At 68.6% G+C, this 14,725-nt stretch carries 13 protein-coding genes and 2 riboswitches; of the genes, 3 read left to right on the top strand and 10 right to left on the bottom strand.

Annotation, left to right across the window (positions count from 1 at the left end):
* Positions 1-78 precede the first annotated feature (78 nt).
* Together DID96_RS08290 and DID96_RS08285 are read right to left on the bottom strand one after the other, a co-directional pair.
* Entirely contained in the window at positions 79-1,185 is a 1,107-nt protein-coding gene (locus DID96_RS08290; RefSeq protein ID WP_124598876.1) for an ADP-heptose--LPS heptosyltransferase, read from the bottom strand.
* Positions 1,182-2,885: a thiamine pyrophosphate-binding protein gene (locus tag DID96_RS08285; RefSeq protein WP_124598875.1), complete on the bottom strand. Its 1,704-nt coding sequence runs from the start codon at positions 2,883-2,885 to the stop codon at positions 1,182-1,184. Before DID96_RS08285 ends, DID96_RS08290 begins: the two co-directional genes overlap by 4 nt.
* Positions 2,886-3,126: 241 nt before the next feature.
* Here DID96_RS08285 and DID96_RS08275 point away from each other — a divergent pair, with 241 nt between their 5' ends.
* From DID96_RS08275 to DID96_RS08265, 3 genes are all read left to right on the top strand, one after another.
* Positions 3,127-3,363, top strand: a complete 237-nt coding sequence (locus tag DID96_RS08275) for an antitoxin (RefSeq protein WP_124598873.1) — start codon at positions 3,127-3,129, stop codon at positions 3,361-3,363.
* Positions 3,364-3,485: 122 nt separating this feature from the next.
* A complete protein-coding gene (locus tag DID96_RS08270) occupies positions 3,486-3,944 on the top strand; it encodes a hypothetical protein (RefSeq protein ID WP_124598872.1) in 459 nt (152 codons plus the stop codon).
* Positions 3,941-4,225 carry a type II toxin-antitoxin system RelE/ParE family toxin gene (locus tag DID96_RS08265; RefSeq protein ID WP_124598871.1) on the top strand — a complete coding sequence of 95 codons (285 nt, stop codon included), beginning with the start codon at positions 3,941-3,943 and terminating at the stop codon, positions 4,223-4,225. Before DID96_RS08270 ends, DID96_RS08265 begins: the two co-directional genes overlap by 4 nt.
* Before the next feature lie 18 nt (positions 4,226-4,243).
* On the opposite strand, the gene DID96_RS08260 is transcribed toward DID96_RS08265, so the two are convergent.
* From DID96_RS08260 to DID96_RS08225, 8 genes are all read right to left on the bottom strand, one after another.
* The gene (locus DID96_RS08260; protein WP_124598870.1) at positions 4,244-5,632 is read right to left on the bottom strand and encodes an L-serine ammonia-lyase; all 1,389 of its coding nucleotides are present in this window, start codon (positions 5,630-5,632) and stop codon (positions 4,244-4,246) included.
* 27 nt (positions 5,633-5,659) lie between these two features.
* Complete coding sequence (locus DID96_RS08255) at positions 5,660-6,814, bottom strand: alginate lyase family protein (protein WP_124598869.1); 1,155 nt, start codon at positions 6,812-6,814, stop codon at positions 5,660-5,662.
* Between the two features lie 150 nt (positions 6,815-6,964).
* Positions 6,965-9,892, bottom strand: coding sequence for an aminomethyl-transferring glycine dehydrogenase (gene gcvP / locus DID96_RS08250; RefSeq protein ID WP_124598868.1), 2,928 nt, complete (start codon positions 9,890-9,892; stop codon positions 6,965-6,967).
* 207 nt (positions 9,893-10,099) lie between these two features.
* On the bottom strand, positions 10,100-10,480 hold the full coding sequence (gcvH, locus tag DID96_RS08245; RefSeq protein ID WP_124598867.1) for a glycine cleavage system protein GcvH: 381 nt from the start codon (positions 10,478-10,480) through the stop codon (positions 10,100-10,102).
* 96 nt (positions 10,481-10,576) lie between these two features.
* Positions 10,577-11,695, bottom strand: a complete 1,119-nt coding sequence (gene gcvT, locus DID96_RS08240) for a glycine cleavage system aminomethyltransferase GcvT (RefSeq protein ID WP_124598866.1) — start codon at positions 11,693-11,695, stop codon at positions 10,577-10,579.
* A gap of 84 nt (positions 11,696-11,779) precedes the next feature.
* A riboswitch (glycine riboswitch) is annotated at positions 11,780-11,913 on the bottom strand.
* Between the two features lie 31 nt (positions 11,914-11,944).
* A riboswitch (glycine riboswitch) is annotated at positions 11,945-12,048 on the bottom strand.
* A gap of 106 nt (positions 12,049-12,154) precedes the next feature.
* Positions 12,155-12,529 carry a hypothetical protein gene (locus DID96_RS08235; protein WP_124598865.1) on the bottom strand — a complete coding sequence of 125 codons (375 nt, stop codon included), beginning with the start codon at positions 12,527-12,529 and terminating at the stop codon, positions 12,155-12,157.
* A 129-nt stretch (positions 12,530-12,658) separates the two neighbouring features.
* Entirely contained in the window at positions 12,659-13,711 is a 1,053-nt protein-coding gene (locus DID96_RS08230; protein WP_124598864.1) for an oxidoreductase, read from the bottom strand.
* Between the two features lie 182 nt (positions 13,712-13,893).
* Complete coding sequence (locus DID96_RS08225; protein ID WP_124598863.1) at positions 13,894-14,601, bottom strand: SGNH/GDSL hydrolase family protein; 708 nt, start codon at positions 14,599-14,601, stop codon at positions 13,894-13,896.
* Between the last annotated feature and the right edge of the window lie 124 nt (positions 14,602-14,725).

Raw genomic sequence — 14,725 nt, 5'->3', positions numbered from 1 at the left:
CCTGATAGCTTCAGCCGTGAGCGTGACATTGGCTCGCTCTGACAGCCGGGCACCCGGGAATTCGGGGCGTGTGGCCTCTCACTCCGGCGTGCCTGCGGGATCGCGCAACGCCGGCCATGGCTGCGCATCCCAATCCACCACCCGATATGCGGCGTCGATCGCCGCCAGATGGTCCGGCGATTCGCTGCGATGCAATCCGCGCAACGCTTCCGGCACGTCGAGCGCGACCGGTACGCAATGCGGATAGTCGCGCACCCGCAATTCCGGCGCGATCGTCGTGAAGCACGCGAGCGTCGGCACGTCGAAGCCGTCGGCGAGATGCGGCGCGGCCGTGTCCGTCGAGAACAGCAGGCTCGCCCCCTTGATCCATGCGACGAATGCCGCGGTATCGCGTGCGTAACGGCTGACATCGACATAAGCAGGGTGCGCGACCGGCCCGAAGCCGACGACAGGCAGCCGGTAGCGCCGCGCGAGCCTGTCGACGAACCCGGCGCGCAGCGCGGGCGGCACGCTGCGCACAGCGGTGCTCGCACTTGGGCAGAACAGCACGTACGGCCGCTGCCACGCGGCCGGCAGCGCGGGCAGCGGCAGCCGCGCGAGCCAGCGGTTGCGTTTCGCGGATGCGGAGAGCGCCGCGGGATCCGCGCCGAGCGCGTCGATGAAGAAGTCGATCATCGGCAGCCGCGCGAACGCGGGCCAGTACAGGTGATTGCCGAGATCGATGCACAGCGCGTCGGCGGGCAGCGCGTCGGCGCGCCACGGCAGCGTGCGCGACGGCGCGATGACGTTGGCGGCGAGCGCATACAGCGTTTCGACGTAACGCGGCGTGCGGGCAGGGCGGTACAGCGTGAAGCGCAGGCCCGGATGGGCATCGCGCAGTGCGGCGAGCGCGGTCAGGCCGATCACCGAATCGCCGAGCGCGATCCCCATCCCGTTGATCACGTGCACGTGCATCCGGCCCTCGTAGTCGAGCCGGAACGGTCGGGTCGCCGCATGCAGCAGGCCGAGTGCGGGCGCAGCCGGCACCAGGCCGACCGCGCGGTTTTCATGTTGCTCGACGTCATACTCGACGTCATACGGCGCGACGAGCGCACCGTCCGGCGCGAGCAGCGTGCCGGGCCAGGTGAGTGCGTCGTCGTGCGAGAGCGCGGCGCCGGCGGGAGCGGCGCGGGTGTCCATCGTCATTCGCCGCGCGCGCGGCGCCCTTGCTCCTGGATCTGCGCGAGCGTCGCCGCTGGCGTGCTCGCGTCCTGCGGCACGCGGATCTCGATCAGGGCGGGCAATCCGCAAGTCAGCGCGCGGTCGAGCGCGGGCGCGAAATCGGCGGTGCGCTCGACCGTCTCGCCATGCGCGCCGAACGCGCGCGCATACGCGGCGAAATCGGGGTTCGTGAGCGCCGTGCCGTGCACGCGTCCCGGGTAGTTGCGCTCCTGATGCATGCGGATCGTGCCGAATTGCCCGTTGTTGACGACGATCACGACGACGTTCAGCCCGTACTGCATCGCGGTGGCGAGCTCGTTGCCGGCCATCATGAAGCAGCCGTCGCCAGCGAGCGCGACGACCGGCCGCGCCGGATACAGCGATTTCGCGGCGAGCGCGGCCGGAATCCCGTAGCCCATCGCGCCGCTCGTCGGCGCGAGCTGCGAGCGGAAATGCCGGTACGCGAAGTGCCGGTGCAGCCAGATCGCGTAGTTGCCGGCGCCGTTGGTCAGGATCGCGTCGTGCGGCAGCCGCTCGCGCAGTTGCACCATCACGTCGCCGAGCTGGACGTCGCCGGGCATCGGCAGCGGCGCGTGCCAGTCGAGATAGGCGCGGTGCGCGTCCGCCGCGCTACCGGCCCACGCGGGTGTGGCGGGCGGGTCGAGCGCGGCGAGCAGCGTCGCGATTTCCGGCATCCCCGACACGATCGGCAGGTCGGCCGCATAGACGCGGCCGAGCTCGTCCGCGCCCTGATGGACGTGGATCAGCGTCTGGCGGGTCTTCGGGATATCGAGCAGCGTGTAGCCGCCGGTCGTCGCCTCGCCGAGGCGCGGGCCGAGCGCGAACAGCAGGTCGGCTTCGCGGATGCGCTTCGCGAGCGCGGGATTGATGCCGAGCCCGACGTCGCCCGCGTAGTTCGGGTGTGCGTTGTCGAACGTGTCCTGATAGCGGAACGCGCACGCGACCGGCAGCTGCCAGCGCTCGACGAAGGTGCGCAGGTTCGCGCACGCGTCGGTCGTCCAGCCGCTGCCGCCGGCGATCACGACCGGCCGCTCCGCGCGGGAGAGCCGCTGGCGCAATTCGTCGATCTGCGCGGCCGACGGCGCGGCCGCCACACGCTTCGCGGGTGGCGCGACCGGCTGCGGCGCGCAGGGCTCGGACAGCACGTCTTCCGGCAGCGCGAGCACGACCGGGCCCGGCCGGCCCGACATCGCGACGTGGAATGCGTGGCTCAGGTATTCCGGCAGGCGGCGCGGGTCGTCGATCTGCGCGACCCATTTCGCCATCTGGCCGAACATCCGCCGGTAGTCGATTTCCTGGAACGCTTCGCGGTCGAGGTGCTCGCGCGCGCACTGGCCGATGAACAGGATCATCGGCGTCGAATCCTGGAATGCGGTGTGTACGCCGATCGACGCGTGCGTCGCGCCGGGCCCGCGCGTGACGAACGCGACGCCGGGGCGGCCGGTCAGCTTGCCGACCGCCTCCGCCATGTTCGCGGCGGCCGCCTCGTGCCGGCAGACGATCGTCTGGATACGCGCGGTGTCGTCCGCGAGCGCATCGAGCACGGCGAGAAAGCTCTCGCCCGGCACGCAGAACACGCGTTCGACATGATTGGCGAGCAACGCGTCGACGAGCAGGCGCGCGCCATTGACGCCGCGCTGCTCGAGATCCGTGGAATGCGACATGGGATGCCGTCTCCCTGGGTAGCGGGACGTACAGCTTACGCCGGTTCGGGGGCGGGTGAAAAGTGTCGGAACGCGAAGGCCGATTGCGGCGGCGCAAACGGGGATTGCGTTACGGCCGGGACAACGCATTGCAGGAATGTAAGCGTTCGCTCACGTGTCAATGTCGGCCATCCGGTCGAGTTGCGCGCCGGCTGGATGACGGGCAATGTATGCAAGGATTTACATGGTCTTGCAGATGAGCATGCGTACCGCCAGAGTGTTTCGGGACGGCAACTCGCAGGTCGTACAGATTCCTGCGGACCTTGCCTACGAACGTAGCGATATTGAACTCGAGATCCAACGTGTCGGCGATGAAATTCGCATTCGACCGGCACGGAGGCCACTGGCTGGGGCGCTCGAAAAGCTCGCGAAATTCGGGCCGGATTTCATGGCCGAGGGGCGCGGTGATCAGGAGCAGGCTGAACGTGGAGGCGTGTGATGTCGCGTTACATACTCGACTCGATACAGTCTGCAACATCGCGTTCTCCCAATTAACAATAAATTGGGCGTGCGTTCAATAGTAAAATCTCCTCCGAATTATCGAGGAAGTCGAGGCTCACCATGGCAACCGAAACAATCGACCAGAAAACGCTCACGCAACTCGTCGAGGCTGGCGCGGTGTGCGCCGCGCACGTGGTCGGCCACGGCAATGGCTGGTCCGTCGCGGCGCGCTATGGCGCGACCGAGCGTTTCCTGTCGGCCAAGCGCGGCGATGTGCGTGTGTTTCGCCGATTCGAAACGCTGGTCGGTTTCCTGCGAGACATCGGTATCAGCCAGTTCGATGTGGATGCGTCGGGGTTCAATCCCGATGCTGCCGACCGGGCGACGAGGCCCGATCGAGCAGCCGCGCTGAAGGCGGCACACGAGGCGGCCGCTTATGATCGCTGGGTCCGCGAACAGGTACAGCAAGCGCTCGACGATCCGCGCCCGTCCATTCCCGACGCCGAGGTCAAGGCCGAGTTCGCGCTGCGCCGCGACGCGTTGCGCGAAAGGATCGCGAAGCAACGAGGTAACGTTTGATCCTTGCGCTGCACTGGAATCCGCAAGCGTGCGAGGATCGTGCCGCGATCATGGACACCATCGGCCAGGACAACCCTGCAGCGGCGCTCGAGCTGGACGAGCTGCTTGAGGAACGGGCCAACGCGCTACCGATTCATGCGGAGCTGTACCGGCCGGGGCGCGTCCCCGGCACGCGCGAGCTGGTGATCGCGCCGAACTACCTGCTCGTGTACCGCATCCGGCACGCGGAGCGCATCGTCGAAATACTCCGCGTGCTGCATGCGCGACGGCAGTGGCCATAACACCGTCACGCAACCCGCTCAGCACTCGACGATATTCACGGCCAGCCCGCCGCGCGACGTTTCCTTGTACTTCGTCTTCATGTCCGCGCCGGTTTCGCGCATCGTCTTGATCACCGAATCGAGCGACACGTAATGCGTGCCGTCGCCGCGCAGCGCCATGCGCGCCGCGTTGACGGCCTTCACCGACGCCATCGCGTTGCGCTCGATGCACGGGATCTGCACCATCCCGCCGACCGGGTCGCAGGTGAGGCCGAGGTTGTGCTCCATGCCGATCTCGGCCGCGTTCTCGACCTGGCGCGGCGTGCCGCCGAGCACTGCGGCGAGCGCGCCTGCCGCCATCGAGCATGCGACCCCGACTTCGCCCTGGCAGCCGACTTCCGCGCCGGAGATCGACGCGTTCAGCTTGTACAGGACGCCGATTGCGGCGGCCGTCAGCAGGAAGTCGATCACGCCCTGTTCGTTCGCGCCCGGCGTGAAGCGCGTGTAGTAGTGCAGCACGGCCGGGATGATGCCCGCCGCGCCGTTGGTCGGTGCGGTGACGACGCGCCCGCCGGCCGCGTTTTCCTCGTTGACCGCGATCGCGTACAGGTTGATCCAGTCGATCATCGACAGCGGATCCTGCAGCGCGCGCTCCGGGCTGCCCGTCAGCGTGCGGTACAGCTGCGGCGCGCGGCGCTTGACCTGGAACGGGCCGGGCAGGTTGCCGTCGGCGTCCGGGTTGCCGATCCCGCAGCCGCGCGACACGCACGACTGCATCACGCTCCAGATCTTCAGCAGGCCGTCGCGCGTCTCTTCCTCGGTGTGCCACGCGCGCTCGTTTTCCCACATCAGCTGCGCGATCGACTTGCCGGTCTTTTCGGTCAGCGCGAGCAGTTCCGCCCCGTTGCTGAACGGATGCGTCATCTGCTCGGCCGCGCTCAACACCTTCGTGTTCGGCGCGCCGGCCGTCACGACGAAGCCGCCGCCGACCGACAGGTAGGTGCGCTCGACCAGCACCGCGCCGCTCGCGTCGGTCGCGCGCAGCTTCATTCCGTTCGGATGCTCGGGCAGCGCCTGGCGGTAGAACGCGATGTGCTCCTTGAGGACGAACGGAACCGGATGCTTGCCGAGCAGCGCGAGCGTCTTCGACGTTCGCACGGCTTCGAGGCGGGCGGCGATCGTTTCGGGATCGACGGTGTCGGGTGCGTCGCCGAGCAAGCCGAGCATCACACCGCGGTCGGTGCCGTGGCCCTTGCCGGTCGCGCCGAGCGAGCCGTACAGCTCGACTTTCACGTTCGCGGTCGCGTCGAGCTGCCCGTCGCGCTCGAGGCCCTGGACGAACATCAGCGCGGCGCGCATCGGGCCGACCGTGTGCGAACTGGACGGGCCGATGCCGATCTTGAAGAGGTCAAACACGCTGACTGCCATTTTGTTTCCTGCCTTACTGTAAGAATTCTAGCGCGCCTGCAGCGGCAAGCACGCGGCTAGCCATGCGGGCGGCATCGGGGAAAGCTGCTGCGCGACGCGGGCGTAGCGCCCGTCGAGCCGCGCGGCCAGATGAAAGAGTTCGGTGGCGTTTTTCGGGTCCCACTGCCCCGTATAGCCAGGAATGCCGGCTTCGCGCCGCTTCGCGTCGAACGCGACCGGCGAATGCACGAATTCCTCATGCGTTTTCTCGCCGCGCGCATACGGCGCGAGCCAGTCGAGCGCTGCCGCGAGCGTCGCACCGTTCGCGCCCCTTTCGCGCAGCCAGTTGCGGTTGAAGCGGCGCGCGGCGAGCGCGGCGGTCACGAGCGGCTGCAGGTCGTACACCGCGTAGTGCAGCGCATCGCGCTCCGTGAAGTCGTAGGTCGTGCCGTCCGCGGCGATGTTGTCGGCGAGATGCTCGACGAACAGGCGCTGCGCGGCGTTCATCATCTTGCGATCGCCGAGCGTGAACGCGGACAGTGCGATCAGCTTGATCCGGTGGCTCTGCCAGTTGTTGCGCCAGGTGCCCGTGAGCGGGCGCTTCTGCGCGTCGATCTGTGCGACGTAGCCGGCGCCGAGCTTCGCGATGAACGCCGACGCCGCGTTGCGGGTCTTGACCGGCAGCGCGCTCGCGGTCATGTCGTAGGCCAGGATCAGGCTGTCGAAACGGGTCTCGTCGATCGGGTTGAAGCCCGGCTGGTAGGTCGCGACCCACGCGGACAGGAAGCGGTCGACGAACTGCAGGTAGCGCGGATCGTTGGTCACGCGCCACGCGAGCGCCGCGTCGCGCATCAGGTCCATGTCCTTCATCGCGGCGACGCTCTGGTCGTAGATGCCTTCGTGCGGCAGCGTGCCTTCGGTGTGCACGCGCGGCAGCGCCTTCGGCTGCTCGCCGAGATGCGCGTCGACGCCGCGGATCAGCGCCTGCACGCCCGGCTCGGCCTGGGTCGTCTCGCTCGACTGCAGCGCGGGCGCCGCGCAGAAATTCATCGCGGCGCGCGCCGTGCCCGCCGTGCCGAGACCGGCAGCGGCGATCGACAGCGACGCGACGAGCGCCGGCACGAACGTGCGGACGCGCATGCACCACCGCATGTGCCGTCGCATGTGCGTTAATTCGCGGCCCGGAAACATCGTACGCACCATGCAGAACTCCTTCATTGGCTGGATCGCGTGTGATGTTAGCCGGATTGACGGACGAACGTGAGCCGGTTCGCCCGACGAATGCAAAAACCGCACGCAACGCGGGTTGCGTGCGGTGCGATGCACCATCGGGCGGCTCCGGCGCGGCCTGCGTTACGCGTATTCCGACATCGGCACGCACGAGCAGAACAGGTTGCGGTCGCCATAGGCGTTGTCCGCGCGGCCGACGGGCGGCCAGTACTTGTTCGTGCCGAGCGACTCGACCGGGTACGCGGCCTGCTCGCGCGAATACGCGTGCGGCCACTCGTTCGCGGTAACCACGGCGGCCGTGTGCGGCGCGTGACGCAGCGGGTTGTCCTCGCGGTCGGCGCGGCCTTCCTCGACTGCACGGATTTCGTCGCGGATCGCGATCATCGCGGCAATGAAGCGGTCGAGTTCCTCCTGCGATTCCGATTCGGTCGGCTCGACCATCAGCGTACCCGGCACCGGGAAGCTCATCGTCGGCGCGTGGAAGCCGTAGTCCATCAGGCGCTTCGCGACGTCGTCGACGCTGATGCCGCTCGAATCCTTGATCGGACGCAGGTCGAGAATGCACTCGTGCGCGACCAGCCCGCCCGGGCCCGAATACAGCACCGGGTAGTGCGGCGCGAGGCGCTTCGCGATGTAGTTCGCGTTGAGGATCGCGGTTTCCGTCGCGGCGGTCAGGTTCTTCGCGCCCATCATCGCGATGTACATCCACGAGATCGGCAGGATCGATGCGGAACCGTACGGCGCGGCCGACACCGCGCCGATGCCTTCCTCGCCGCGCGTGTAGCCGGTCGAGCGCTGGTTCGGCAGGAACTTCGCGAGGTGCGCGCCGACCGCGACCGGGCCGACGCCCGGGCCGCCGCCGCCGTGCGGGATGCAGAAGGTCTTGTGCAGGTTCAGGTGCGACACGTCGCCGCCGAACTGGCCCGGCGCGGTCAGGCCGACCATCGCGTTCATGTTCGCGCCGTCGACGTACACCTGGCCGCCGTGCGCATGCACGATCTCGCAGATCTCGCGGACGTTCTGCTCGAACACGCCGTGCGTCGACGGATACGTGATCATGATCGCCGCGAGGTCGTTCGCATGCTCGTCGGCCTTCGCCTTCAGGTCGGCGATGTCGACGTTGCCCTGCGCGTCGCACGCGACGACGACGACCTTCATGCCGGCCATGTGTGCCGATGCCGGGTTCGTGCCGTGCGCGGATGCCGGGATCAGGCACACGTCGCGGTGGCTTTCGCCGCGCGATGCGTGGTACGCGTGGATGATCAAGAGGCCCGCGTACTCGCCCTGCGAGCCCGCGTTCGGCTGCAGCGACACGGCTGCGTAGCCGGTTGCCGCGACGAGCATCTGCTCGAGCTGGTCGATCATCTCGCGGTAGCCGACCGTCTGCTCGGCCGGCGCGAACGGGTGGATCCGGCCGAATTCGGGCCACGTGACGGGCAGCATTTCCGACGTCGCGTTCAGCTTCATCGTGCACGAGCCGAGCGGGATCATCGAGCGGTCGAGCGCGAGATCCTTGTCCGACAGGCTGCGCAGGTAGCGCAGCATTTCGGTTTCCGAATGGTGGCGGTTGAACACGTGGTGCGTCAGGTATGCGCTCGTGCGTTCGAGGCCGGCCGGCAGCGCGGCCGTGCCGGCGAGGCCCGCGTCGAGCGCGTCGACGTCGGGCGCGGTGCCGCCCGCGGCCTGCGCGAAGATGGCGAGCAGGTCGGCGAGGTCGCCGCGGGTCGTCGTCTCGTCGACCGAGATGCCGACCTGCGTGTCGCTCACGCGGCGCAGGTTGACGCGCTTTGCGGTCGCGAGCGCGTGGATTTGCGCGGTGCGCGCGCCGGTATCGATCGTCAGCGTGTCGAAGAACGTGTCGTTGACGGTCGCGAAGCCGAGCTGCTTCACGCCGGCCGCGACGAGCGCCGCGATGCGGTTCACGCGCAGCGCGATCGTCTTCAGGCCGTGCGGGCCGTGATAGACCGCGTACATGCTCGCCATGATCGCGAGCAGCGCCTGCGCGGTACACACGTTCGACGTCGCCTTCTCGCGGCGGATATGCTGTTCGCGCGTCTGCAGCGCAAGGCGCAGCGCGGGCTTGCCCTGCGCGTCGACGGTCACGCCGACGAGGCGGCCCGGCATCTGGCGCTTGAATTCGTCGCGCACCGCGAGGTACGCGGCGTGCGGGCCGCCGAAGCCCATCGGCACGCCGAAGCGCTGCGTGTTGCCGACCGCGACGTCCGCGCCCCATTCGCCGGGCGGCGTCAGCACGGTCAGCGCGAGGATGTCGGCCGCGACGACCACGTGGCCGCCGGCGGCGTGGATCGCTTCGGTGAGCGCGCGGTAGTCGCGCACGTCGCCGTTCACGCCCGGGTATTGCAGCAGCACACCGAACGCATTCGACTGCGCGGCATCGGCGGCGGGGCCCGTCTTGACCTCGATGCCGACCGGCAGCGCGCGGGTGCGGATCACTTCGAGCGTCTGCGGCAGCACGTCGTCGGCGACGTAGAAGATGTTCGTCTTCGGCTTGCCGACGCGCTGCAGCAGCGTCATCGCCTCGGCCGCGGCGGTCGCCTCGTCGAGCAGCGAAGCGTTCGCGATCGCGAGGCCCGTCAGGTCGGCAACCATCTGCTGGAAGTTCAGGAGCGCCTCGAGGCGGCCCTGGGAAATTTCAGGCTGGTACGGCGTATAGGCCGTGTACCACGCCGGGTTTTCGAGCACGTTGCGCAGGATCACCGCCGGGGTGTGCGAGTCGTAGTAGCCCTGGCCGATGTACGAGCGGAACACCTGGTTCTTGTCCGCGAGCTCGCGCAGCGCGGCGAGCGCCTCGGCTTCGCTCTTCGGTTGCGCGAACGGGCCGAGCGGCAGCGTTTCCGCGCGGCGGATCGATGCGGGAATCACGGCGTCGATCAGGGCGGCGCGCGACGCGAAGCCGAGCGTGTCGAGCATTGCCTGCTGGCTGGCGGCGTCGGGGCCGATATGGCGTTCGGCGAACGCGTCGTGCGTTTCGAGCGCGGCGAGCGAGAGGGGCGTGCGGTTCATCAGGCGGTCCGGGTGTTCGAGCTTCATGGTGGTCCTGTGTCGATCGGAGTTGGCGCTTCAGCGCCTACTCCGATCCCATGCTTCGCGGTCGACCGGAGTTGGCATTTCGGCGCTAACCCTGGTCTCATGCTTTGCGGTCACCCAGAGCCAGCGCTCTAGCGCTGACTCGGGCCTCACGCGGGGCTGGGCCCGTGCTGCCGGGCCGGCGCGCCGCGCGATTTGTAAAGGGTTGGCTTAGCCGACCAGCTTCTCGTAAGCAGCTGCGTCGAGCAGGCTGTCGGTCGATGCGCCGGGCGCGAGCTTGATCTTGAACAGCCATGCGTCGTACGCGTCGCCATTCACGTCTTCCGGCGTGTCGGCCACTTCCGTGTTGATCGCGACCACTTCGCCGGTCACCGGCGAGTAGATGTCCGACGCGGCTTTCACCGATTCGACGACGCCCACGGCGTCGCCTGCCTTCACCTGCGAGCCGACTTTCGGCAGCTCGAGGAAGACGATGTCGCCGAGCGTGCTCTGCGCGTGATCGGTGATGCCGATCGTCAGCGTGCCGTCGGCTTCGGTGCGGATCCACTCGTGTTCGTCGGTGTACTTCAGATCGGCCGGGACGTTGCTCATCGGATGCTCCTGAATAGAAAGGGTGTGATTCTTCGTTCTGGCGCACCGTGGCGGTGCGCCGGGTGTGGGTCGCCGGGCGCCATGCCGCCCGGCCCGTTACGCAGCGAGGACCTTGCCGTTGCGCACGAACGGCAGTTTTACCACGCGAGCGGGAAGTTGCTTGTCGCGAATCTGCACTTGCACGAGGTCGCCGATCTGCACGGCCGCCGGCACGCGCGCGAACGCGATCGATTCCTGCATCGACGGGGAGAAGGTGCCGCTCGTGATCTCGCCGTCGCCGTGCGGCGTGACGACTTTCTGGTGCGCGCGCAGCACGCCGCCCGCCTTGCCGTTTTCCTTCTGCAGGATCAGGCCGACGAACGCGGCGCGCGAGCCGTCGCGCTCGAGCACGTCGCGGCCGATGAATGCGCGCGGCGTCGACAGGTCGACCGTCCACGCGAGGCCCGCGTCGAGCGGCGACACGGTGTCGTCCATGTCCTGGCCGTACAGGTTCATGCCGGCCTCGAGGCGCAGCGTGTCGCGCGCGCCGAGCCCGCACGGGCGCACGCCGTTTTGTTGCAGTGCGTTCCACAGTGCTTCGACATGCGCGGCCGGGACGATCACCTCGAAACCGTCCTCGCCGGTGTAGCCGGTGCGTGCGACGGTCAGATCGCCGAACGGCGTGCCCGCGACCTGCGCGGCATTGAACGGCTTCAGCTCGCTCGTCGCGGCGCGTGCGGCGGGGATCGTCGTCCAGGCTTTTTCACGGGCGTTCGGGCCCTGCACCGCGACGATCGCGAAATCGCGGCGCGGCGTGATCGTGACGCCGTAGCCGTCCTGTTCGTTGAGCTGGTTGAACCACGCGATGTCTTTCTCCGCGGTGCCGGCGTTGACGACGACACGGAAGAAATCCTCGGTGAAGTAATAGACGATCAGGTCGTCGATGACGCCGCCCTGCGGATTGAGCAGGCACGAGTAGAGCGCCTTGCCGGGCGTCTTGAGCTTGCCGACGTTGTTCGCGATCGCGTGCTCGAAGAACGCGCGCACGCGGCTGCCGGTGAAATCGACGACGCACATGTGCGACACGTCGAACATGCCGGCGTCGGTGCGCACGGCCTGGTGTTCTTCGATTTGCGAGCCGTAGTTGACGGGCATGTCCCAGCCGCCGAAATCGACCATGCGGGCGTTGAGCGCGCGGTGCGCGGCGTTGAGCGGGGTATGTTTGAGTGCAGTCATCGAGGCCTCAGGCAAGGCGCTTGCGCGCGGGACAATACGGCGATGTGCCGACCGCCGCGGCCTTGAGCCTGCGGGCGGTCATGTATATGCCCCTCTGTCCTCGATACCTGAGAGATTGCGCCGCGGGCCAGGCCCTACGAACGCGCGCCCCTTCGGTGGGCAGCCTGCCCGAGCTGCATTCGCGCAACGGGCTACTGCCGCTCTCCAGAGTGCGAAGATCGCGGCCTGTGACATGCACAGGCGGGATGCTTCGACGCGGCCGGTCCTTTTGCCTGAGAGTTTGCGGGTGTGCCCCTTCGGCGGCGCGACCGGCGTTGCTGCAACGCCGTCACGCGCTCTCCCGACGCGTGCGGGCGACTGTACGCGAGCCCGGAAGCCTTGTCAATTTGGGCAAATCGATGTCGCTTCGAAACAAGCGGCGGCTGCGCGCCGCCGCCGTTTTCCCGGCTCGCGCCGGCGTCACTCGCCGATCGCGCGTGCCGCTGTGTCGAGTTCCTGATTCAGCACGCGCTGCTCGTCGCCCGACAGGCCGCCGCCGTGCTGCGCCCCCATGTCGTTCGATTCCTGGCGGATCACGTCGAGGCGGTGATGGAGCTGCGCACCGTACGGCGGCGGGTAGTAGCCGCCGTTGACGCGCGCGTCGACCCGGCGGTGCAGGTTGTCGATCCGGCCCTGGATCTGCTGCATGCGCTCGTAGCCGACGACTTGCGGATTCACTTGCGGCGCGGGTGCGGGGCGCGGCGCCGGACGAGCTTGCTGCGGCGGCGCGACGATGCACGCCGCGAGCGAGGAAACCAGGGCGCAGCACACTGCCGCGCGAATCAACCGTTGCATCACATTCTCCTGCGGTTTGGTGTCGGATCGACTTTTTTGAAAAACGCGTCAGACACGGGCATCGATGACTTTCGTTCCCGCGCCATTTGTAACGGATTGTTCTGGCGGCATCGAGCGGGGCGGGCCGGCTCAGATCATCTTGCGCACGAACGGCAGGCGGCGGCCTTCGTGCTCGCTTTGCGCGGCGAGCTCGATGATCGTCATCACGTCGACCGCATCCTGCGGGGTGACCGGGAACGGCGCGCCGTCATGGATCGACGCGGCGAGCGCGCGGTAGAACTCCGCGTACTGGCCGTCGAGCGTCGGCACCGGCCGCTCGGTCTCGACGTCGCCGTCGAGCACGCGGAGCAAGCCGGGCGGGTTGCCGCCGCCGAATTCGACGTGGTCGGGCGTGAGGCCCGCCTTGAGCTGGTCTTCCTGCGTGTCGAGCCCGAACTTCTGGTAGCTGCCGCGGGTGCCGTGCAGCGTGAAGCGCGGCGGCTCGATCGCCGACAGCGCGCTCGCATGCAGCGCGACGTCCTTGTCCGGATAGCCGAGCTGCAGATGCACGAAATCGGGCGCCGAGCCGTTGTCGCGGCGGACCTTGACCGTCGCGTTCACCGTTTCCGGGAGGCCGAACAGCGCGAGCGCCTGGTCGATCAGGTGCGGGCCGAGATCGAGCAGCAGGCCGCCGCCGCGCGCGGCCTCCTCGCGCCAGCGGGTGCGCAGTTGCGGCCGGAAGCGGTCGAAGTGCGACTCGACATATGTGATGCGGCCGAGCTCGCCGGAGTCGACCACGCGGCGCACGGTGAGGAAATCGCCGTCCCAGCGGCGGTTGTGAAACGGCGCGAACACGCGGCTGCGCGCATTCGCGAGCCGCGCGAGCGCGAGCGCCTCGTCGGACGTGAGCGTCACGGGCTTGTCGACGACGACATGGCGGCCCGCGTCGAGCACCTGGCGCGCGAGCGGGAAGTGCGTGTCGTTCGGCGTGGCGATCACCACGCATTCGATGTCGTCGAGACTCAGCAGCGTGTCGAGATCGGCCACGACGCGGGCGTCCGGATACGCGGCCTGCGCGCGATCCGGCTGGCCGGTGGCGATGGCGACGACCTGCGTGCGGCCGCTCGCCGCGATCACCGGCGCGTGAAACGTCGTGCCGGCAAATCCGAAACCCATCAAACCAATTTTGAGCAAAGACGACATGGCACTCCTTGGCAACAACGGAAACGAAAGGACGGGCGCCGGGGCGGCGCCGACGACCGGCTATTTTGGCACGGCGCCGGTGCGCAGATTTGCGCATTTCGGCGCGGGTATTGCATGCGTATCGGTACGCGTATTGCACGCTGGGCAGGCCTGCGCGCACGCGGGGCGCCCGCAGGCCCGGCTCAGCCGTCGAGCCGACGCCGCAGTGCGATGGCGGCCTGCGCAGCCCAGGCCGTACAGGCCGCCTGGCCCGGATGGAAGCCGTCGGCCGCCATCAGGTGCGACTCGAGCGGCACCGCGCACGGCAGGAACGTGCAGCGCGGCTGCGTCGCGGCCCACCCGGCGAGCGCCGCGTTGAGCCGCTTCGCGCGCAGGCCGAGATACCACCTGAGCGGCTGCGGCAGCGCGGGAAAGCGCTCCATCGGCGGCACCGCGGACAACACCACGTGTTCGATCCGGAAGCGCGCGGCCAGCAGCTCGACGAGCGCCGCCTGCGCGGCGCGCCAGCGGGCCGGCGGCACGCCCGCGGTGACGTCGTTGACGCCGAGCGACGTGACGGCTGCGTCGAACGGTTCGGCGGGCTCGGCGGCGAGCCAGTCGACGACATCCTGCGTCGTCATCCCGGTGCGTGCGAGCAGCTTCCAGCTCACCTGGCGAAACGGCGCGAGCGCGCTCGCGAGCTGCCCGGAGAACGCGTCGCGCTGCGACGTCACGCCGACCCCCGCGGCGGCCGAGTCGCCGAGCACGAGCAGGCGCAGCGGCGGGCCGTCGCCCATCACGCCGCTGCGCGGGCCGTCGGCTTCCGGCAGGCGCGGGGTGACACGGCGCACATGACGCCCCTGCACGAGCAGCAGCGGGCCGAGCGCGGCGGTGGCGAACTGATATCCCATGGTGTCGATCCGGTGATGCTCACTATATGAATAGGGGGCGGGTGCAATGCGATGCGCCCGCTCATTGTCGCGCAATCGCAAGCGCGCGCAGCCGAATTGGCCGAACGGACAGGGGCGCGCGTCG

The sequence above is a fragment of the Burkholderia sp. Bp8963 genome (genome assembly GCF_003854275.1).
Classification (GTDB): domain Bacteria; phylum Pseudomonadota; class Gammaproteobacteria; order Burkholderiales; family Burkholderiaceae; genus Burkholderia.
This window is presented reverse-complemented; position numbering and strand designations above follow the sequence as displayed.